At 73.3% G+C, this 18,052-nt stretch carries 15 protein-coding genes and 1 riboswitch; of the genes, 11 read left to right on the top strand and 4 right to left on the bottom strand.

Annotated features, from left to right (window positions below):
- Positions 1-32 precede the first annotated feature (32 nt).
- The 4 genes from ACFVFH_RS13640 (at position 33) to metE (ending at position 6,694) form a co-directional block, all read left to right on the top strand.
- A complete protein-coding gene (locus tag ACFVFH_RS13640; protein ID WP_383766996.1) occupies positions 33-1,316 on the top strand; it encodes a 2-oxo acid dehydrogenase subunit E2 in 1,284 nt (427 codons plus the stop codon).
- A 119-nt stretch (positions 1,317-1,435) separates the two neighbouring features.
- Complete coding sequence (locus ACFVFH_RS13635) at positions 1,436-2,773, top strand: MFS transporter (protein WP_383766993.1); 1,338 nt, start codon at positions 1,436-1,438, stop codon at positions 2,771-2,773.
- Between the two features lie 145 nt (positions 2,774-2,918).
- Positions 2,919-3,860, top strand: a complete 942-nt coding sequence (locus ACFVFH_RS13630) for an aminoglycoside phosphotransferase family protein (protein ID WP_383766991.1) — start codon at positions 2,919-2,921, stop codon at positions 3,858-3,860.
- 137 nt (positions 3,861-3,997) lie between these two features.
- Positions 3,998-4,214: riboswitch (cobalamin riboswitch) on the top strand.
- 161 nt (positions 4,215-4,375) lie between these two features.
- Positions 4,376-6,694 carry a 5-methyltetrahydropteroyltriglutamate--homocysteine S-methyltransferase gene (gene metE / locus ACFVFH_RS13625; RefSeq protein ID WP_383766988.1) on the top strand — a complete coding sequence of 773 codons (2,319 nt, stop codon included), beginning with the start codon at positions 4,376-4,378 and terminating at the stop codon, positions 6,692-6,694.
- A 117-nt stretch (positions 6,695-6,811) separates the two neighbouring features.
- Here metE and ACFVFH_RS13620 read toward each other — a convergent pair whose 3' ends face one another.
- Positions 6,812-7,594 carry an HAD hydrolase family protein gene (locus ACFVFH_RS13620; protein ID WP_383766986.1) on the bottom strand — a complete coding sequence of 261 codons (783 nt, stop codon included), beginning with the start codon at positions 7,592-7,594 and terminating at the stop codon, positions 6,812-6,814.
- Between the two features lie 146 nt (positions 7,595-7,740).
- Here ACFVFH_RS13620 and ACFVFH_RS13615 point away from each other — a divergent pair, with 146 nt between their 5' ends.
- Positions 7,741-8,136, top strand: a complete 396-nt coding sequence (locus tag ACFVFH_RS13615; RefSeq protein WP_383766983.1) for a molybdopterin-binding protein — start codon at positions 7,741-7,743, stop codon at positions 8,134-8,136.
- Between the two features lie 35 nt (positions 8,137-8,171).
- On the opposite strand, the gene ACFVFH_RS13610 is transcribed toward ACFVFH_RS13615, so the two are convergent.
- Positions 8,172-9,731: a helix-turn-helix domain-containing protein gene (locus ACFVFH_RS13610; protein WP_383766980.1), complete on the bottom strand. Its 1,560-nt coding sequence runs from the start codon at positions 9,729-9,731 to the stop codon at positions 8,172-8,174.
- A gap of 222 nt (positions 9,732-9,953) precedes the next feature.
- Between ACFVFH_RS13610 and ACFVFH_RS13605 the strand changes: the two genes are divergently transcribed.
- Positions 9,954-10,775 (top strand): FAD binding domain-containing protein, encoded by an 822-nt coding sequence (locus ACFVFH_RS13605; RefSeq protein ID WP_383766978.1) that lies wholly within the window; start codon positions 9,954-9,956, stop codon positions 10,773-10,775.
- A complete protein-coding gene (locus ACFVFH_RS13600; RefSeq protein ID WP_383766975.1) occupies positions 10,772-13,501 on the top strand; it encodes a molybdopterin-dependent oxidoreductase in 2,730 nt (909 codons plus the stop codon). Before ACFVFH_RS13605 ends, ACFVFH_RS13600 begins: the two co-directional genes overlap by 4 nt.
- Here ACFVFH_RS13600 and ACFVFH_RS13595 read toward each other — a convergent pair.
- Together ACFVFH_RS13595 and ACFVFH_RS13590 are read right to left on the bottom strand one after the other, a co-directional pair.
- Entirely contained in the window at positions 13,477-14,166 is a 690-nt protein-coding gene (locus tag ACFVFH_RS13595; protein ID WP_383766972.1) for a M24 family metallopeptidase, read from the bottom strand. The two genes, ACFVFH_RS13600 and ACFVFH_RS13595, sit on opposite strands and share 25 nt — an antisense overlap.
- 104 nt (positions 14,167-14,270) lie before the next feature.
- The gene (locus ACFVFH_RS13590) at positions 14,271-14,741 is read right to left on the bottom strand and encodes a molybdopterin-dependent oxidoreductase (RefSeq protein WP_383766969.1); all 471 of its coding nucleotides are present in this window, start codon (positions 14,739-14,741) and stop codon (positions 14,271-14,273) included.
- Between the two features lie 138 nt (positions 14,742-14,879).
- On the opposite strand from ACFVFH_RS13590, the gene ACFVFH_RS13585 reads away from it, so the two are divergent.
- The 4 genes from ACFVFH_RS13585 to ACFVFH_RS13570 all read left to right on the top strand — a co-directional run bounded on the left by ACFVFH_RS13585 (position 14,880) and on the right by ACFVFH_RS13570 (position 18,050).
- The gene (locus tag ACFVFH_RS13585; protein ID WP_383766966.1) at positions 14,880-15,266 is read left to right on the top strand and encodes a molybdopterin-binding protein; all 387 of its coding nucleotides are present in this window, start codon (positions 14,880-14,882) and stop codon (positions 15,264-15,266) included.
- Between the two features lie 65 nt (positions 15,267-15,331).
- Complete coding sequence (gene modA, locus ACFVFH_RS13580) at positions 15,332-16,120, top strand: molybdate ABC transporter substrate-binding protein (protein ID WP_383768015.1); 789 nt, start codon at positions 15,332-15,334, stop codon at positions 16,118-16,120.
- Positions 16,117-16,977, top strand: a complete 861-nt coding sequence (modB, locus tag ACFVFH_RS13575; protein WP_383766964.1) for a molybdate ABC transporter permease subunit — start codon at positions 16,117-16,119, stop codon at positions 16,975-16,977. The genes modA and modB overlap by 4 nt, the downstream gene beginning before the upstream one ends.
- Positions 16,974-18,050, top strand: coding sequence for an ABC transporter ATP-binding protein (locus ACFVFH_RS13570; protein WP_383766961.1), 1,077 nt, complete (start codon positions 16,974-16,976; stop codon positions 18,048-18,050). Before modB ends, ACFVFH_RS13570 begins: the two co-directional genes overlap by 4 nt.
- Positions 18,051-18,052: the final 2 nt, after the last annotated feature.

Genomic DNA, 18,052 nt, shown 5'->3' with positions numbered 1-18,052 from the left:
CCCGTACGAGAGAACACCCAGGAGGGTTGATCATGGCAGAACTGTTCCGAATGCCCGCCGTGGCCGCCGACGCGGCGACGGCCGTGCTGTCCGCCTGGCAGGTGGCGGAGGGCGCGTCGTTCACCAAGGACGACGCGCTGGTCTCCATCGAGACCGACAAGGCCGAGGTGGACGTCGCCGCCGAGCGCGACGGCGTCCTGCTCAAGACCCTGTACGAGGCGGGGGTCGAGATCGAGGTCGGCGACCCGATCGCCGTGCTCGGGGCCGTCGGCGAGCAGGCCGGTGACCTGGACGCGCTGCTGGCCGGACTCGGCGTCGCCGCACCCGGCGAGGCCCCGAAGGCGGTGCGCCGGGACGTGCCGGAGGAAACGGTGGCGCGGCCCGCGGCCGTCCCGGCGTCCGGTGCGCCGGACCGCGGCGGACGCGTCTTCAGCAGCCCGCTGGCCCGCAGGCTGGCCCGGGAGGCCGGCCTCGACATCGAGGCCCTCACCGGCACCGGTCCCGGCGGACGCGTCGTCAGGCGTGACGTGGACGCCGCGGTCGCGGCCCGCCGCGCGCCGGAGCCGACGCCCGCACCGGCCCCGGCTCCCCCGGCGGCGGCCGTCGGGGCGCACCCCGCCGTGCCCGCGGGCACCAGCGGGTACGAGGACGTCCCGCACAGCCGCATGCGCCGGGCGATCGCCAGGCGCCTGACGGAGAGCAAGCAGCAGACCCCGCACTTCTATCTGCGGGCGACCTGCGCCGTGGACGAACTGCTGGCCCTGCGGCAGCGGATCAACGCCGTCAGCCCGGTCAAGGTCTCGGTCAACGACCTGCTGATCAAGGCGGTCGCCACGGCGCACACCCAGGTGCCGGAGATGAACGCGGTGTGGCAGCCGGACGCCGTCCGCCGGTTCGACGCCGTCGACGTCTCGGTCGCCATCGCCACGGACACGGGCCTGGTGACCCCGGTGCTGCGCGGGACCGAGAACCTTTCGGTGTCGGCCATCGCCACCCGGACCCGTGCGTTCGCGGAGCGGGCACGGGCCGGGGGCCTGGCCCCCGCCGACCTCGAAGGCGGCTCGATCACCGTCTCGAACCTCGGCATGTACGGGGTCGAGGAGTTCGCCGCCATCATCAACCCGCCGCAGGCCGCGATCCTGGCCGTCGGTGCCGCGCGTGAGGCGGCGGTGGTCCGCGACGGCGCGGTCACCGTGGCCAAGGTCCTCGGCGTGGTCCTGTCCGTGGACCACCGTCCGGTGGACGGCGCCGTGGCGGCGCGCTGGCTCGCGGCCTTCACCGAGGCCGTCGAGAACCCGGTCCGGCTCGTCGTCTGACCCCACCCCGGCGGGGCCGGGCGGACCGCGGCGTCACCGTCGCGGTCCGCCCGCCACCCGCCCACCCCTGGGCCGCAGTCCGCGTCGGGCGGCTGCCAGAGCACTCCAAGAGGACACCGATGTCTTTGATCCGCGCTTCCCGCACGCCCGGTGCGGCCACACCGAACGAAACCCCTGGCGACGCGCTCGGCGCGCTGGACCAGCGAAATCTGCGGCGGCTGATGCCACTGCTGCTGGCCGCCTACATCATGTCGTTCCTGGACCGGACCAACATCGGCCTGGCCAAGGAACGCCTGGAGGTGGACCTCGGCATCTCCGCCGCGGCCTACGGGCTGGGCGCGGGACTCTTCTTCCTCACCTACGCGATCTCCGAGGTGCCCAGCAACCTGATCATGTACCGGGTGGGCGCCCGCTGGTGGATCACCCGGATCATGCTGACCTGGGGCGTCATCTCGGCCTGCATGGCCTTCGTCCAGGGTGAGAAGTCCTTCTACGCGATGCGGCTGCTGCTGGGCGCCGCCGAGGCCGGGCTCCTGCCGGGCATCCTGCTCTACTTCACCTACTGGTTCCGCTCCGAGATCCGTGGCAGAGCCATCGGCCTGCTCCTGCTCGGCGCCTCCATCGCCAGCGTCGTCGGGAACCCGCTCGGCGGACTGCTCATGGAGATGGACGGGGTCGGCGGCTGGCACGGCTGGCAGTGGATGTTCGTCATCGAGGGCGTCCCGTGCCTCTTCCTGGCGTTCGCCATCTTCAAGTACCTGCCCGACGGCCCGGCCAAGGCGCCCTGGCTGACGGCGGAGGAGGCCCGGCTGGTCCAGGACGCGGTCACCCGCGAACAGACCGAGGGCGCCGAGGCGGCGGGCAACGGTTCCGGATCCGGCTCGCTGCTGACGGTGCTGCGGGACAGGCAGATGCTGCTGGCCATCTTCGCCAACTGGACCCACCAGGTCGCCCTGTACTCCGTCGTCTACTTCCTGCCCGGCATCATCGGCGGCTGGGGCGACCTCTCGCCGTTCACCATCGGCCTGCTGACCGGACTGCCCTGGCTCACCGCCGCCGTCGGTGCCGTACTGGTGCCGCCGCGCGCGACCACGCCCCGTCGGTCCCGCAACTTCGTGGTGACCGGGCTGCTGATGATGTTCACCGGCCTCGTCGTCGCCGCCGTCGCCGGTCCCGTGATCGCGCTGCTCGGCTTCTGCTTCACCGGCCTGGCGTTCTTCGTCGTGCAGCCCCTGCTGTTCAACTTCCCCGCCACCCGGCTCTCCGGCAAGACCCTCGCCGGCGGCCTGGCACTCCTCAACACCATCGGCATCACCGGCGGCTTCGTCGGCCCGTACATCATGGGATACGCCGAGGACGCCACCGGCAATCACCTGTCCGGCCTCTGGGTGTCCATCGTCCTGCTGGCCCTCGGCGCGCTGGCGGCCACCCGGCTGCGCTTCTCCCCGAAGTCCTGACGCGCACGGCTCTCGGCGCACACCGGGGCGCGGACCACCCCGGGACACCCCCTGCCGAACGGGGCGGTCCCGCGGGCCCGCGCCCCGGACCGGGTCCCGCCACGAACCGGAACAGCCGCGGGCCCGTCGGCTAACGTGGCTCCGCATGACCCACTCCGAGACCGAGATCACCGCGGAACTGGTCCGGGACCTGCTGCGCGACCAGCACCCCGACCTGGCCGATCGCCCCGTGCGGCTCGGCGCCCGCGGCTGGGACAACCAGCTGTGGCGGGTCGGCGACGACCTCGCCGTCCGACTGCCCTGGGCGACGCAGTCCGCGGACGCGCTGCTGCGCAAGGAACACCACTGGGTTCCCGCTCTCGCCCCGGGACTTCCGCTGCCGGTCCCCGTGCCCCAGCGCCTCGGGGAGCCCTCCGAACGGTTCCCGCGGCCCTGGACCGTCACCACCTGGGTGGCGGGAACCCCCGCCGACCGCGCCCCCGCCACGCGCGCCGCGGAGGCGGCCGACTCCCTGGCGGCGTTCCTGACCGCTCTGCACCGGCCCGCACCCGACGGGGCGCCGGCCGGCCGCGACCGCGGAGGACCGCTCGCCGACCATGCCGAAGAGTTCGCCCGGACCCTGGCCTCGGCCGCCGGGTCGGGGCTGGTCCCCGACCCGGACGCCGTCCGCGCCGTCTGGGACGACGCCGTCGCCGCGCCCGCCTGGACGGGGCCGGCCCTCTGGCTGCACGGCGATCTGCACCCGGCCAACGTCCTCACCTCGCACGGCACCTTCTGCGGCGTGATCGACTTCGGCGACCTCTGTGCGGGCGATCCGGCCTGCGATCTCGCCGCAGCCTGGCTCCTGCTGCCGGACGGCGCCGTCGACCGTTTCCACGACACCTACCGGCCCGCCGCGGACCCGGCGACGCTGCGCCGCGCGCGCGGCTGGGCGGTGGTGAAGGCCCTCGTCTGCATCCTCATCGGCGACGCGGGCGACCACGGCCGTCCGGGCGGCAAGCCCACCTGGGGCCCGCCCGGCCACGCCTCGCTGCGACGCCTCACCGCGACGGCCGGCCACTGCGGCTCCCCCGGCCCGACGCGGTAGCGGCCTGACCCGCCCGGCGGGCGTACGGCACCGGACGGCGTCCCGGTGGCGCCGAAGGCCCGTCCCGGACCGGTCCCCGTGTCTCACGTCACGTTCCGGAATGTGAGCAGTACCGCCCCGGGAGCGATCAGCCCTCTAGTCTGACCGGTGCAGCTGGTTCGCCCTGTCCGCCAGGCAGGCGCGTCGTAAGAGGGAACCCGGTGGAAATCCGGGACTGCCCCGCAGCGGTGAGCGGGAACGACCGCCGTCATACGCACTGGATCCACCGGATCCGGGAAGCGACGGCCAGTAGGTGTCTGCCCTCGGCAGACGTGCCCGCGAGTCCGAAGACCTGCCCGTTGCCCGCACACGAACCCTCGTGCGCGGATATCCCGGTGACCTCGTGGGCGGGTCGGCGTACATACCAGACGGAAGACCGCGCGACCGGCGTGCGGGGTGTCCGTCCGGTTCGTCATCCCTTCGCGCCCGTGTCCCGTCCCGGGATCTCAAGGAGTCATCTCGCGAAGGAGATTTCCGTGACCAGCAGGACCGCAGCCGCGGCAGCACGCGCCACCGTGTACGGCTACCCCCGCCAGGGCCCGAACCGGGAACTGAAGAAAGCCATCGAGGGGTACTGGAAGGGGCGGGTGACCGCCGACGCCCTCCGGGAGACGGCGGCCGACCTGCGCCGGGCCGGCTGGCGGCAACTGGCGGACGCCGGTGTCCACGAGGTGCCCACCGGCGACTTCTCCTACTACGACCACGTCCTGGACACCAGCGTCATGGTCGGCGCCGTCCCCCAGCGGCACCGTGAGGCCGCCGCCGCCGACGCCCTCGACGGCTACTTCGCGATGGCCCGCGGCACCCAGGACGTGGCGCCGCTGGAGATGACCAAGTGGTTCGACACCAACTACCACTACCTCGTCCCCGAACTCGGCCCGGACACCGTCTTCGCCACCGACTCCGCCAAGCAGGTCACCGAGCTGAAGGAGGCCCTCGCGCTCGGGCACGCCGCCCGGCCGGTGCTGGTCGGCCCGGTCACCTACCTCCTGCTCGCCAAGCCCGCCCCCGGAGTGGCGGCCGACTTCGAACCGCTGACGCTCCTGGACCGGCTGCTGCCCGTCTACGCGGAGGTGCTCGCCGACCTGCGTGCCGCGGGCGCGGAGTGGGTCCAGCTCGACGAGCCCGCGCTCGTCCAGGACCGCACCCCGGCCGAGCTGAACGCAGCCGCCCGCGCCTACCGTGAGCTCGGCGGCCTGACCGACCGGCCCAAGCTGCTCGTCGCCTCCTACTTCGACCGGCTCGGCCAGGCGCTCCCCGTCCTGGCGAAGGCCCCCGTCGACGGTCTGGCACTGGACTTCACCAACGCCGCCGCCGCCAACCTCGCGGACCTGGCCGCCGCCGGCGGGCTGCCCGGCAAGCGGCTCGTCGCGGGCGTGGTCGACGGCCGCAACATCTGGATCAACGACTACGAGAAGTCGCTGGCCACCCTCGCCACTCTCCTCGGCCTCGCCGACCGGGTCGACGTGTCCGCCTCCTGCTCCCTGCTCCACGTCCCGCTGGACACGGCGCCGGAACGGGACATCGACCCCCGGATCCTCCGCTGGCTGGCCTTCGCCCGGCAGAAGACCGAAGAGATCGTCACCCTCGCCAAGGGACTGGCCCAGGGCACCGGCGCGATCGCCGCGGAGATCGCCGCCAACCGGGCCGACCTCGCCTCGCGCGCGCACTCCCCCCTCACCCACGACCCCGCGGTACGCGCCAGGACCGCCGCCGTCACCGAGGCCGACGCCCGCCGCTCCCAGCCGTACACCGAGCGCGCCGTCGCCCAACGGGCCCATCTGAAGCTGCCGTTGCTGCCCACGACCACCATCGGCTCGTTCCCGCAGACCGATGAGCTGCGCACGGCCCGCGCCGACCTGCGCACGGGCCGGATCGACGCGGCGGGTTACGAGGAGCGGATCAGGGCCGAGATCGGCGAGGTCATCTCCTTCCAGGAGAAGACCGGTATCGACGTCCTGGTGCACGGCGAGCCCGAACGCAACGACATGGTCCAGTACTTCGCCGAGCAGCTCACCGGCTACCTCGCCACCCGGCACGGCTGGGTCCAGTCCTACGGCACCCGCTACGTCCGCCCGCCGATCCTGGCCGGGGACATCTCCCGCCCCGAGCCGATGACGGTGCGCTGGACCTCGTACGCCCAGTCGCTCACCGACCGGCCGGTCAAGGGCATGCTGACCGGGCCCGTCACCATGCTGGCCTGGTCCTTCGTCCGTGACGACCAGCCGCTCGGCGACACCGCCCGGCAGGTCGCCCTCGCGCTGCGCGACGAGGTCGGCGACCTGGAGGCCCGGGGCACCTCCGTCATCCAGGTCGACGAACCCGCGCTGCGCGAGACGCTGCCCCTGCGTGCCGCGGACCACGCCGCGTACCTGGACTGGGCCACCGAGTCGTTCCGGCTCACCACCAGCGGTGTCCGGCCGGACACCCAGATCCACACCCACATGTGCTACGCGGAGTTCGGCGACATCGTCCAGGCCATCGACGACCTCGACGCCGATGTCATCAGCCTGGAGGCCGCGCGCTCGCACATGCAGATCGCCCGTGAACTCGCCTCGCACGGCTACCCGCGCGAGGCGGGTCCCGGCGTGTACGACATCCACTCCCCGCGCGTGCCCGACGCGGCCGAGGCCGCCGCACTGCTCCGCAAGGGGCTGAAGGCCATTCCCGCCGAGCGGCTGTGGGTCAACCCCGACTGCGGTCTGAAGACCCGCGGCTGGTCCGAGACCAGGGCCTCGCTGGAGAACCTGGTCGCCGCGGCCCGCACGGTCCGCGGGGAGCTGTCCGGGTCCTGACGGGGCCGCCCGAAGGGCCGGGGTGCCGAGGGGCGTCCCGGCCCCGGCGCGACCGACCGGTGCGCGGCGGGGTTCCTTCTCCGCCGCGCACCGGTCGGTGCGGGTCGCCGCTCCTGGTCAGACCGGCACTTCGGCGGATTCGGCCGACTCGGCCAGCAGGAGGATCTCCGCCGCCACCGCCTCCGGTTCGGCGGCGACCGTGATGTGCGCGACCTCGTCCAGGCCCGGGTGCGTACCGACGCGCACGGACCTCTCCGCGTTCCGCAGGAGGTCGACGTCGTTGATGTCGTTGCCGAACGCGGCGTACTGCGTGATCCCCATCTCGCCGAGGGCTTCCCACTTCGTGGTCGAACCCGGCGCGAAGTCGATGATCGCCTCGTCGAGATGGTGATTGACCGTCATTCCCAGCCCCCGCCCGGCCTCGGCCAGCGCCGCCATGTCCGAGGCTCCGACGACGAGGAACTTCACGACCTCGGGCAGCTCGGCCATGTCCACCATGCTCGCGAGGCCGTCCTGGTCGACCCTGCTCCGGATCGGGTGGTCCGCGGGGCCGGTGTAGGCGTAGTCCCACGGCCCGTCGGCGAGGTAGGTCGCCTCGTACCGGCCGACCGCGTCCATCAGCGCGCCGAGCGCGGTGGGGTCGAAGGCGGCACGGGCCCGGACCCGGCTGTCGACCGAGACGAGGCTCCCGTTCCCGCCGATCAGCGTGGCGGCCGGAAACGCCCCGCCGAGGACCGGCAGCAGGTCGCGGACCGGCCGGGCGGAGGCGAACACCAGACGGTGGCCGGCACGCTCGCACGCGCCGATCGCCGCGAGGATCCGTTCGTCGATCGTCCGTCCGTCGAAACAGAGCGTGCCGTCGATGTCGAAGACCAAGGTGCGGGCGCGGAGACTGATCATGGCTGGATCCTATCCGGGCCGCCTACGGCGCCCGGGGGCGCCCATGGCCGCGCCGGATGCCTCCGTACCGGCCCGCCGCGGACGTCACCGCGGTGCGGCGCGAGGCGGTGGGCGGGAGATCCGGAGAGGGGCCTATCTTGGCGCCTATGCAGTTCTACACGATCGGCCAGGCCGCCCGACTCCTGGGCGTGAGCCCCGACACCGCACGGCGCTGGGCGGACGCCGGCCGGGTGGCGACCCGGCGCGACGAGGGCGGGCGGCGGCTCATCGAGGGGAAGGACCTCGCCGAGTTCTCCGTGGAGCTGGCCAAGGGCGGCAGCGGCGAGGAGGACGCCCCGTACACCTCGGTGCGCAATGCCTTCGCCGGGATCGTCACCGCGGTGAAGCTCGGCGACGTCGCCGCCCAGGTGGAGATCCAGGCCGGTCCGCACCGGCTGGTGTCGCTCCTGACACGTGAGGCGGTGGAGGAGCTGGGGCTGGAGGTCGGCATGGAGGCCACTGCCCGGGTGAAGTCGACGAACGTGCACATCGACCGCGTCTGAGCGGGCGGCGGGCGCGAACCCGGCCGCCCGGCCCGTCACCGTGCGCGCGCGGCCGGTCCGGGGCGGGCGGCCGGAGCGGTTCCCTCCCCCGGGCCCGCGTGGCAGAGCAGCGCGGCCCACAGGTCGAGGCGGTCGGCGAGGCGGGACAGGTCGCGGCCGGTGAAGTGTTCGACGCGCCGTATGCGGTAGTGGACGGTGTTGACGTGCAGATGCAGCGCTTCCGCCGTGCGCGCCCATGATCCGTCGCAGGCGAGGAAGGTCCTCAGGGTCTCCAGGAGCGGCGCCCCGGAAGGGCTCGCGTCGTCGGTCAGGGGTCCGAGGACGGTGCGGCTGTACACGCTGCGGACCTCGGGCGGCACTCCGGCGAGGAGCCGGTCGAGGCTGGTGAGGGACGCGGCGTCGCCGAGGACCGAGGCGTCCGGGGCGGTGTTCCTGGCCGAGTCCAGGGCGTAGCGGGCCTCGGCCAGCGCCCCGGCCAGGTCCCGCGGTGCGGCGGCGGGCCGCCCGCTTCCGCCGTGCAGCGGGACGGACGGTTCGCAGGCGGCGACGAGCGGCCACACCTCGCTGACGACGTCGGCGGTGCCGTGGACGACGGCGAACGCGGTGCCGTCCGGAAGGTGTCCGACCGCCGCGGGTCCGGCCCCCGGGTGGGCCGCCGCCTCCGCCAGCGCTCCCGCCGCCGGTCCCGGCCGCCCCGCGCCGGTGTCGGCGGTGAACACCCGGTACGGTCCCTCGGCGGGCAGTCCACAGGCCCGCAGCGCGGCCGCCAGCGGGGCCGGCCCCGTCCCGGGGGTGACGAGCAGCGCTCCCAGTCCGTCCGCCGCCCGGCGCCCGGCGGCCCCGCGCCGGATCCGCGTCTCCTGGCAGCGGCCCAGGATCTCGGCCACCTCGCGCAGCATGCGGGGCGGCGCGGCACCGGGGTCGGGCAGGCAGAGGTACCAGCGCTCGTACGGGGAGACGGCGTCCGCGTCGACCGGGAGCGTGGTGCCGGTACCGTCCGCCAGCAGTGCCGCGGCCTCCGGCGCACAGAGCGCGCCCCCGGCCTCCGTGGCGGCGACCGTGCGGCCGGCCGGGGTGAGGACATGGGCGACGACCGCCCGGCCGAGGTGGGCGAAGGCGGTGGCGACGACGGCGTCCGGGGCGGCGTCCTGGGCGAGCAGGCGGCTCAGCCGGGCCCGTGTGCTCTCCGGCAGCGCGTGGTGCCGGCTCAGTTCGCCCCACTGCTGGAGGTAGACGGTGTCGGTGACGGCCCGGAACATCACGTCGGTCGGCACGGCGGCCAGGGGGATGCCGTGCCGGGCGCATGCCTCGATCAGGTCGCCGGGGACGGCGCCGTGTGTCTCCTCGCCCGCCAGCAGGGCGGCCGCGCCCGCGTTCCTGAGCCCGGCCACGAACCGTTCCGCCTTGTCGCGTCCGCCCTCCGGCGTCCACCACACCAGCCCGCTGAGCACGACCTCGCCCGGCCGCACGAAGCGGGCGGGGTCCTCCAGGTCGGTGACGGTCACCCCGCTTATCCGGCGTTCCAGCAGCGTCGGTTCGGCCCACAGCAGGTGCAGGCCGAGAGTCTCGTCCTTCAGGAGGTGTGCGACGTGCATGTGCTGCGGCTCCTCGTACGGCCACCGGATCCGGCCGTCCGTCGGCCCGACATCCGGAATCTCATATTCGCCAGGTGAATACGGCTGATCGCATCGTAAGTGCCAGACAAGACGAGGGATATGCCTCTTGGTTGATCCACCAGGAAGGGCGCCTGGAACGTCGGTGTTTCTGTGGTGTGAACCAGTCGTCGGGGGCTGGTCCGCGCTGCTTCACTGACGGCCATGGACCTGAACACGGTGGTGGAGGTACGGGACGCCCGGGTGCCGTCGCCCTGGCGGCCGGGTGACGCCTGGCTCGGCGGCGGTACGTATCTCTTCTCCGAGCCCCAGCCGCATCTGCGGCGCCTGGTGGATCTGAGCCGGACCGGCTGGCCACCGGTGCGGCTGCACCCGGACGGCTCGGTGGAGATCGCCGCGACCTGCACCATCGCCGAGCTCTCCCGGTTCGCGAAGGGGATGGACGCCGAGGTGGCGCCGCTGGTCGAGCGGTGCTGCCGGGCGTTCCTGGCCTCCTTCAAGATCTGGAACATGGCCACGGTGGGCGGGAACCTGTGCAACGCGCTCCCGGCGGGTCCGATGATCTCGCTGACGGCCGCGCTGGACGGGGAGTGCCTGCTGCTCTCCCAGGACGGCGCCCGGCGCCGCCTGCCGGTCACGGCCTTCGTCACGGGGGCCGGCCGCAAGGACCTCGACGAGGGCGAGCTGCTGCGCTCGGTCACCCTGCCGGCCCGTGCGCGGGCCTGCCGCACGGCGTTCCGGCAGGCGTCGCTGTACGGGCTGGGGCGGTCCGGGGCGCTGGTCATCGGCGTGCTCGATCCACTGGACGGCTCCTTGGCGATCACGGTCACGGCCTCGACGGTCCGGCCGGTGCGGCTGTGGTTCCCGCTGCCGCCCGGCGCGGAGGCGCTGCGCGCGGCGATCGGTTCCGCCGTCGCGGACGACGAGTGGTTCGACGACATCCACGGGCTGCCGGAGTGGCGGCGGCACATGACGTACCGGTTCGCGGAAGAGATCCGGCGGGAACTCGAAGGAGCGGCACGATGAAGGTCGAGGTCAACGGCAGGTCCTTCGAAGAGGAGCCACGTCCGGGGCAGTGTCTGCGTACCTATCTGCGCGAGCGCGGCTGGTTCGGTGTGAAGAAGGGCTGCGACGCCGGGGACTGCGGGGCCTGCACGGTCCATGTGGACGGCCGGCCGGTGCACAGCTGTCTGTATCCGGCGTTCCGCGCCGACGGCCGTGCGGTCACGACCGTGGAGGGTCTGGCCTCACCGGACGGCGAACTCCATCCCGTGCAGCAGCGGTTCCTCGACGCACAGGGCTTCCAGTGCGGTTTCTGCACGGCGGGCTTCCTGATGACGACGGCGGCACTGGACGCGGACCAACTCGCCGACCTCCCCCGGGCGTTCAAGGGCAACCTGTGCCGCTGCACCGGCTACCGGGCCATCGAGGACGCGGTGCGCGGGGTGCGTCATGTCGAGTCCCCCGGTGCCGGTGAGTCGGTGGGCCGCAATCTGCCCGCCCCGGCCGGACCGCAGGTAGTCACCGGCACCGCCCGCTACACCTTCGACATCGAGGTGCCCGGACTGCTGCACATGAAGGTGCTGCGCTCCCCGCACGCCCATGCCCGCATCACCTCCGTCGACACGGCGGCCGCCCTGCGCGTGCCGGGCGTCCACGCGGTGTTCACCCACCACGACGCCCCCGCACGGCACTTCTCCACCGCCCGCCACGAGCACCCCGAGGAGGACCCGGACGACACCCGTGTCCTGGACGACACCGTGCGTCATGTGGGCCAGCGGGTGGCGGCGGTCGTGGCGGACAGCGAGGCCGCCGCCGAGGAGGGCTGCCGCCTCGTCGAGGTGACGTACGACGTCCTGCCCGCCGTCCTCGATCCGGAGGAGGCGATGCGGCCCGGCGCACCGGTCGTGCACGACAAGGACGCCGCGACCGCCCGGATCGCACGCCCCCGCGACAATGTCGTCGGCGAGGCGCACGGGGAGATCGGCGACGTCGACGCGGGCTTCGCCGAGGCCGACGCCGTGTACGAGGGGACCTTCCGCACCCAGCGGGTCCAGCACGCCAGCCTGGAGACGCACGGCGCCCTCGGCCGACTCGACGAGGACGGCCGTCTCGTCATCCGTTCCAGCACCCAGACCCCGTTCCTGACCCGCCGTGCGCTGTGCGCCCTGTACGACCTTCCGCCCGACAGGGTCCGGGTGGTGGCCGGGCGGGTGGGCGGCGGCTTCGGCGGCAAGCAGGAGATGCTGGTCGAGGACCTCGTCGCCCTGGCCGTACTGCGGCTGCGCCGCCCCGTGAAGCTGGAGTACACGCGCGCGGAGCAGTTCCACGGCGCGACCACCCGGCACCCCTTCACCATCGAGGTGAAGGCCGGGGCCCGCCGGGACGGCACACTGACCGCGCTGCGGCTGCGGGTGGTGTCGAACACCGGCGCGTACGGCAACCACGGCCCGGCGGTGATGTTCCACAGCGTCGGTGAGTCCACCGCCGTCTACCGCGCCCCGCACAAGAAGGTCGACGCCTACTCCGTCTACACCCACACCGTCCCGGCGGGGGCCTTCCGGGGCTACGGCCTCGGGCAGGTGATGTTCGCCGTCGAGTCCGCGCTCGACGAGCTCGCCCGTGAACTCGGCATGGACCCCATGGAGTTCAAGGCGAAGAACATCATCGGTCCGGGCGAGGCGATGATCACCCCGGGCGGCGAGGAGGAGGATCTGTACATCGCCAGCTACGGGCTCGACCAGTGCCTGGCCATCGTCCGCCGTGCCCGTGCGGAGCCCGCCCGCGAACCGGTCCCCGAGGGCTGGCTGGTCGGCGAGGGCGCCGCCCTCGCGATGATCGCCACCGGTCCGCCGGGCGGCCACATCGCCGACGCACGGGCCGCGCTCCTGCCCGACGGAAGCTTCGAACTGGGCGTCGGCACGGCCGAGTTCGGGAACGGGACCACCACCGTGCACCGCCAGATCGCGGCGGGCGAACTCGCCACCACCGTCGACCGGATCACGGTGCGCCAGTCCGACACGGATGTCGTACCGCACGACACGGGCGCCTTCGCCTCGACGGGCGTCGTGGTCGCGGGGAAGGCGACCCTCCGCGCCTCGCGCGCCCTGGCCGACGTGCTCCTCGACTTCACCGCCGTCCACCTGGGCGTCCCGCGCGCCGACTGCCGGCTCACCGAGGAGGCGGTGCTCCACCCCGGCGGCCGCGTGACCCTCAAGGAGCTGTACGCGGCGGCGCGGGCGGTCGGGGCCGTCCTCTCCGCCGAGGGGCACTTCGGCGGAACCCCGCGCTCGGTCGCCTTCAACGCGCAGTGGTTCCGGGTCGCCGTGGACCCGGACACCGGGGAGATCCGCATTCTGCGCAGTGTGCACGCCGCCGACGCGGGCCAGGTCATGAACCCGATGCAGTGCCGCGGCCAGGTCGAGGGCGGGGTCGCCCAGGCGCTGGGCGCCACCCTCTTCGAGGAGGTCCGCGTCGACGGGCGGGGCGAGGTCGGGACGGCCGCCTTCCGCCGCTACCGGCTTCCGCAGTACGCCGACGTCCCGCGCACCGAGGTCCACTTCATGGAGACCGCCGACGCCATCGGGCCGCTGGGCGCGAAGTCGATGAGCGAGAGCCCCTTCAATCCGGTGGCGCCCGCCTTCGCCAACGCGCTGCGGGACGCGACGGGCGTCCGGTTCACCCGGCTCCCCCTGACCCGCGACCGGGTGTGGCGGGCGCTGTCCGATCAGAGCGTGAGCAGCTCCTCGTAGAATCCGCCGAACTCCCGCTCCCGGTCCACGAGGTGGATCTCCAGGATCCAGTGGCAGCGGCGCCCGGCCGTGTCGGTGCGCCGCATCGGGGTGTCGTTGGCGGGCGTGATGTACGACTCCATGTCCGCGCCCTCGATCGACTCGTGCGGGAACTCCCCGACGAGGTGCCCGGCGTGCCAGCAGCCCAGCTCCCAGCCGGACTCCGCCGCCAGCCGCTCGATCTCGGCGTACAGCCGCGCGCCGGTGATCTCCGGATCGGCCTCGAAGAAGCGCCGCCCCGCCGCGAAGACGTTCGGCAGGTCGTCGCGCAGCCGGTGCTTGACGGGGTCGCCGCCCAGGACGAAGGTCCGCCCGAAGTCGGCCTCGTACTCCTCGAAGATCGGCCCGAAGTCGGCGAACACGATGTCGTCCGTGCCGATCACCCGGTCCGGCGGGTTCTCCCGGTACGGCTTCAGGGTGTTGGGGCCGGAACGCACGATGCGCTTGTGCCAGTGCCGGGTCGTGCCGAACAGTTCGTTCGCCAGGTCCCGGATGCGGTCGCTGACCGCCCGCTCCCCCTCGCCCGGTGCGACCAGCCCGCGTTCCTCGATCTCCGTGAAGAGCCGCGCGGCCTTCGCCTGGGCGTCCAGCAGCCGTGCAGAGCGTGTGGGTTCGTCATCCGCCATGCGGCCGACCGTAGCCATCCGGCCCCCCTCCGGCAAACGGGATTCCGGTCCGGGCGGGCCCCGTCCGGACCGGCCGCGCCGTCACCGTGCGGAGCGGGCCGGTGTCACGCCCACGCGGTGTAGCCGCCGTCCACCCGGATCGATGTGATGCCGCTGATGTGCCGGGCGCCGCAGCGGTCCTGGGGCAGGACCAGCTGCGCACCGGCCCGGTCGAGCGGGGTGCCGTCGATCGTGACGGCGAGCAGCACCGGGGCGCGGCCGAAGTCGGGGTCGATCTCCGCCCAGGACAGCAGGGCGTGGTGACCGTCCGCCCCGGAGACCGCGACCAGGAAGCGCAGACGGTCCTTGCGGCGCGCGGGATCGAAGACGGGACCGGCCGCCGAGAGGACGTCGTGCAGCAACGGTCCGGTGAAGCGGTGGTGCTGGACGCCGCTGGTGGCGCATTCGAAGCTGACGTCGGCCTCGTGCTGCGGCCAGGCGAGCAGATCGGGCACCTTCAGGCGGGCCGGACGGGTCAGATCGCCGGCGAGGGCGAGCTCCGCCGTGGTGTCCGCCGCGCAGAGGGACTGGGTCACGGGCTACCACCTCCCGGATGTCCCTACCCGCCCCGCCGTCCTGTACAAACGCACATGCGAACCCGGAAGATCAGGTTCCCGGCTCATGCAAAGGCACAGCAGACTTTCCCCTCGCATCTGCGGCAGTATCATCAGCGCATGCACACCTACCGGATCGGGGACGCGGCCGCCTTGCTCGGCGTCAGCGCCGACACCGTGAGGCGTCTGGTCGACGGCGGGAAACTCACCGCCGAACGCGACGGGACCGGCCACCGGATCATCCCCGGGCCGGCCCTCGCCGCCTACGCCCGGCAGGTGCACCGTACGAACCGGAATACCTCCGGGACCTCGGCCCGCAACCGCCTCTCCGGCATCGTCACCGATGTGATCCTCGGAGACGTGTCCGCGCAGGTGGAGATCCAGGCCGGGCCGTTCCGGGTGGTGGCGACGGTCAGCCGCGAGTCGGCTGAGGAACTGGCGCTGGAGCCCGGTGTTCCGGCGGTTGCCGTGATCAAGTCGACCAATGTGGTCGTCGACCGACCGTAGATGTGTCCGTCAGGACCAGAGGGAGTGGACCCGTGACAACCCGTAATGCGCGCCGGACCCTGCGGATGGCAGGTGTGGGCACCGCCGCACTGCTGGCCCTGAGCGCCTGCTCCTCGTCCGACGACTCCTCGCCGTCGAAGTCGGGCTCCTCCGCCCCGGCCTCCTCGTCGGACAAGCTCTCCGGCACGGTGACCGTGTTCGCCGCGGCCTCGCTGAAGGAGAGCTTCACGGCCCTGGGCAAGGAGTTCGAGGCGCAACACCCGGGTACGAAGGTGACGTTCAGCTTCGGGGGCAGCGACTCGCTCGCCGCGAGCATCACCGGGGGCGCACCGGCCGATGTGTTCGCCGCGGCCAGCCCCAAGACGATGAAGATCGTCACCGACGCGGGGGACGCCTCGGGCACGCCCGCCACCTTCGTCCGCAACCAGCTGGAGATCGCCACCCTGCCGGGCAACCCCGACAAGGTCTCCTCGCTCAAGGACCTCACCGGTCCTGGTCTGAAGGTGGTGCTCTGCGCCAAGGAGGTGCCGTGCGGCGCCGCCGCCCAGAAGGCCCTGGACGCCAGCGGTCTCGAGCTCACCCCGGTCTCGTACGAGCAGGACGTCAAGAGCGCCCTGACCAAGGTCGAGCTCAAGGAGGCCGACGCGGCGGTCGTGTACAAGACCGATGTGAAGGCGGCCGGTGACAAGGTGGAGGGCGTGGAGTTCCCCGAGTCGGCCAAGGCCGTCAACGACTACCCGATCGCGCTGCTCAAGGACGCCCCCAACGCCGCCGCCTCCAAGGCGTTCATCGCGCTGGTGCAGTCCCCCGAGGGCCAGAAGGTCCTGACCGGGGCCGGGTTCCTGAAGCCGTGACACCGACCGTGAAGTCCGGCGCCGCGGCCGACGCCCTCCGGGGCGGGCCGCGGCGTCGGCGGGTCCGGGCGGGGCGGGGCCGCGGCGTGCCGCTGCCCCTGCTCGTACCCGCGCTGATCGGGATGGCGTTCCTGGTCGTGCCGCTGGTCGCCCTGCTGGTACGGGCCCCCTGGCGCAGCATGCCGGAGCAGCTGACCAGCGCCGAGGTGTGGCAGGCGCTCCAGCTCTCGCTGATCTGCGCCACCGCCGCGACCGCCGTGAGCCTGGTCATCGGGGTGCCGCTGGCCTGGCTGCTGGCCCGGGTGGAGTTCCCCGGCCGCGGCCTGGTCCGCGCGCTCGTGACGCTCCCGCTCGTCCTGCCGCCGGTCGTGGGCGGCGTGGCGCTGCTGACGGCGCTCGGCCGGAACGGCATCGTCGGGAAGTGGCTGGACTCCTGGTTCGGCGTCACCCTGCCGTTCACCACGGCGGGAGTCGTGGTGGCGGAGGCGTTCGTGGCGATGCCGTTCCTCGTCATCAGCGTGGAGGGCACCCTGCGGGCCGCCGACCCGCGCTACGAGGAGGCGGCGACCACTCTGGGAGCGTCCCGCTTCACCGCGTTCCGCCGGGTCACGCTGCCGCTGATCGCTCCGGGCATCGCGGCGGGCGCGGTACTGGCGTGGGCCCGCGCGCTCGGCGAGTTCGGCGCGACCATCACCTTCGCCGGCAACTTCCCCGGCCGTACCCAGACCATGCCCCTCGCCGTCTACCTCGCGCTGCAGAGCGATCCGGAGGCGGCGATCGCCCTCAGCCTGGTGCTGCTGGCCGTGTCCATCGCGGTGCTGGCCGGGCTGCGCGACCGTTGGATGACCGCCGGATGACCCAGACCCACGACGACCGCACCGGTACCGCCGCGGACGGGCTCGACGCCCGTCTCGTGGTGGACCGCGGCTCCTTCCGCCTCGATGTGGCGCTGACCGTCGCGCCCGGCGAGGTGGTCGCGCTGCTCGGCCCGAACGGCGCCGGAAAGACCACGGCGCTGCGGGCGCTCGCCGGTCTGGCCCCGCTCACCGGCGGGCACCTGCGGCTGGACGGCGCACCACTGGAACGCACGCCGCCGGAGTCCCGTCCGGTCGGCGTGGTCTTCCAGGACTATCTGCTCTTCCCGCACCTGACCGCCCTGGACAATGTGGCGTTCGGGCCGCGCTGCCAGGGGGCGTCCAAGTCGCGGGCGCGTGCGCAGGCCGCCGAGTGGCTCGGCCGTCTGGGGCTGGCGGAGCACGGCGGCGCCAAGCCCCGGCGGCTCTCCGGCGGCCAGGCCCAGCGCGTCGCCCTGGCCCGCGCCCTCGCCACCCGCCCGCGCCTGCTCCTCCTGGACGAGCCCCTCGCCGCCCTCGACGCCCGCACCCGCCTGGAGGTCCGCACCCAGCTCCGGCGCCACCTGGCCGAGTTCGAGGCGGTCGCCGTACTGGTCACCCACGACCCGCTCGACGCCATGGTCCTCGCCGACCGCCTGGTCGTCGTCGAGCACGGCGAGGTCGTCCAGGAGGGCAGCCCGTCCGACATCGCCCGTCACCCCCGTACGGACTACATCGCGCAGCTCGTCGGCCTCAACCTCCACCGGGGGCGCGCGGAGGGCCATACGGTCCGCCTGGACACCGGCCCCGCGATCACCACCGCGGAGGCGCTGTCCGGAGCGGTCTTCGTGGCGTTCCCACCGAGCGCGGTCACCCTCCACGGCAGCCGCCCCACCGACTCCAGCGCCCGTAACGTGTGGCGCTGCGAGGTCACCGGCCTGGAGACCCACGGCGACCAGATCCGGGCCGCCCTCAGCGGCGACCTCCCCCTCGCGGCCGACCTGACCACGGTCGCCGCCGCCGAACTCGATCTGCACCCGGGCGCGGAGGTCTGGGCGTCGGTGAAGGCGGCCCAGACCCACGCCTATCCCGTGTGAGG

This window comes from Streptomyces sp. NPDC057697 (genome assembly GCF_042799335.1).
Taxonomy (GTDB): Bacteria; Actinomycetota; Actinomycetes; order Streptomycetales; family Streptomycetaceae; genus Streptomyces.
This window is presented reverse-complemented; position numbering and strand designations above follow the sequence as displayed.

Bases quoted from the DNA above. Each gene is read 5' to 3' on its own strand.
- ACFVFH_RS13585 (WP_383766966.1), top strand. From the start codon at position 14,880: ATGCACACCTACCGGATCGGGGACGCGGCCGCCTTGCTCGGCGTCAGC.
- ACFVFH_RS13570 (WP_383766961.1), top strand. From the start codon at position 16,974: ATGACCCAGACCCACGACGACCGCACCGGTACCGCCGCGGACGGGCTC.
- ACFVFH_RS13615 (WP_383766983.1), top strand. From the start codon at position 7,741: ATGCAGTTCTACACGATCGGCCAGGCCGCCCGACTCCTGGGCGTGAGC.
- ACFVFH_RS13600 (WP_383766975.1), top strand. From the start codon at position 10,772: ATGAAGGTCGAGGTCAACGGCAGGTCCTTCGAAGAGGAGCCACGTCCG.
- ACFVFH_RS13605 (WP_383766978.1), top strand. From the start codon at position 9,954: ATGGACCTGAACACGGTGGTGGAGGTACGGGACGCCCGGGTGCCGTCG.
- ACFVFH_RS13610 (WP_383766980.1), bottom strand. From the start codon at position 9,731: ATGCACGTCGCACACCTCCTGAAGGACGAGACTCTCGGCCTGCACCTG.
- ACFVFH_RS13620 (WP_383766986.1), bottom strand. From the start codon at position 7,594: ATGATCAGTCTCCGCGCCCGCACCTTGGTCTTCGACATCGACGGCACG.
- ACFVFH_RS13595 (WP_383766972.1), bottom strand. From the start codon at position 14,166: ATGGCGGATGACGAACCCACACGCTCTGCACGGCTGCTGGACGCCCAG.
- ACFVFH_RS13630 (WP_383766991.1), top strand. From the start codon at position 2,919: ATGACCCACTCCGAGACCGAGATCACCGCGGAACTGGTCCGGGACCTG.
- modA (WP_383768015.1), top strand. From the start codon at position 15,332: ATGGCAGGTGTGGGCACCGCCGCACTGCTGGCCCTGAGCGCCTGCTCC.
- ACFVFH_RS13640 (WP_383766996.1), top strand. From the start codon at position 33: ATGGCAGAACTGTTCCGAATGCCCGCCGTGGCCGCCGACGCGGCGACG.
- ACFVFH_RS13635 (WP_383766993.1), top strand. From the start codon at position 1,436: ATGTCTTTGATCCGCGCTTCCCGCACGCCCGGTGCGGCCACACCGAAC.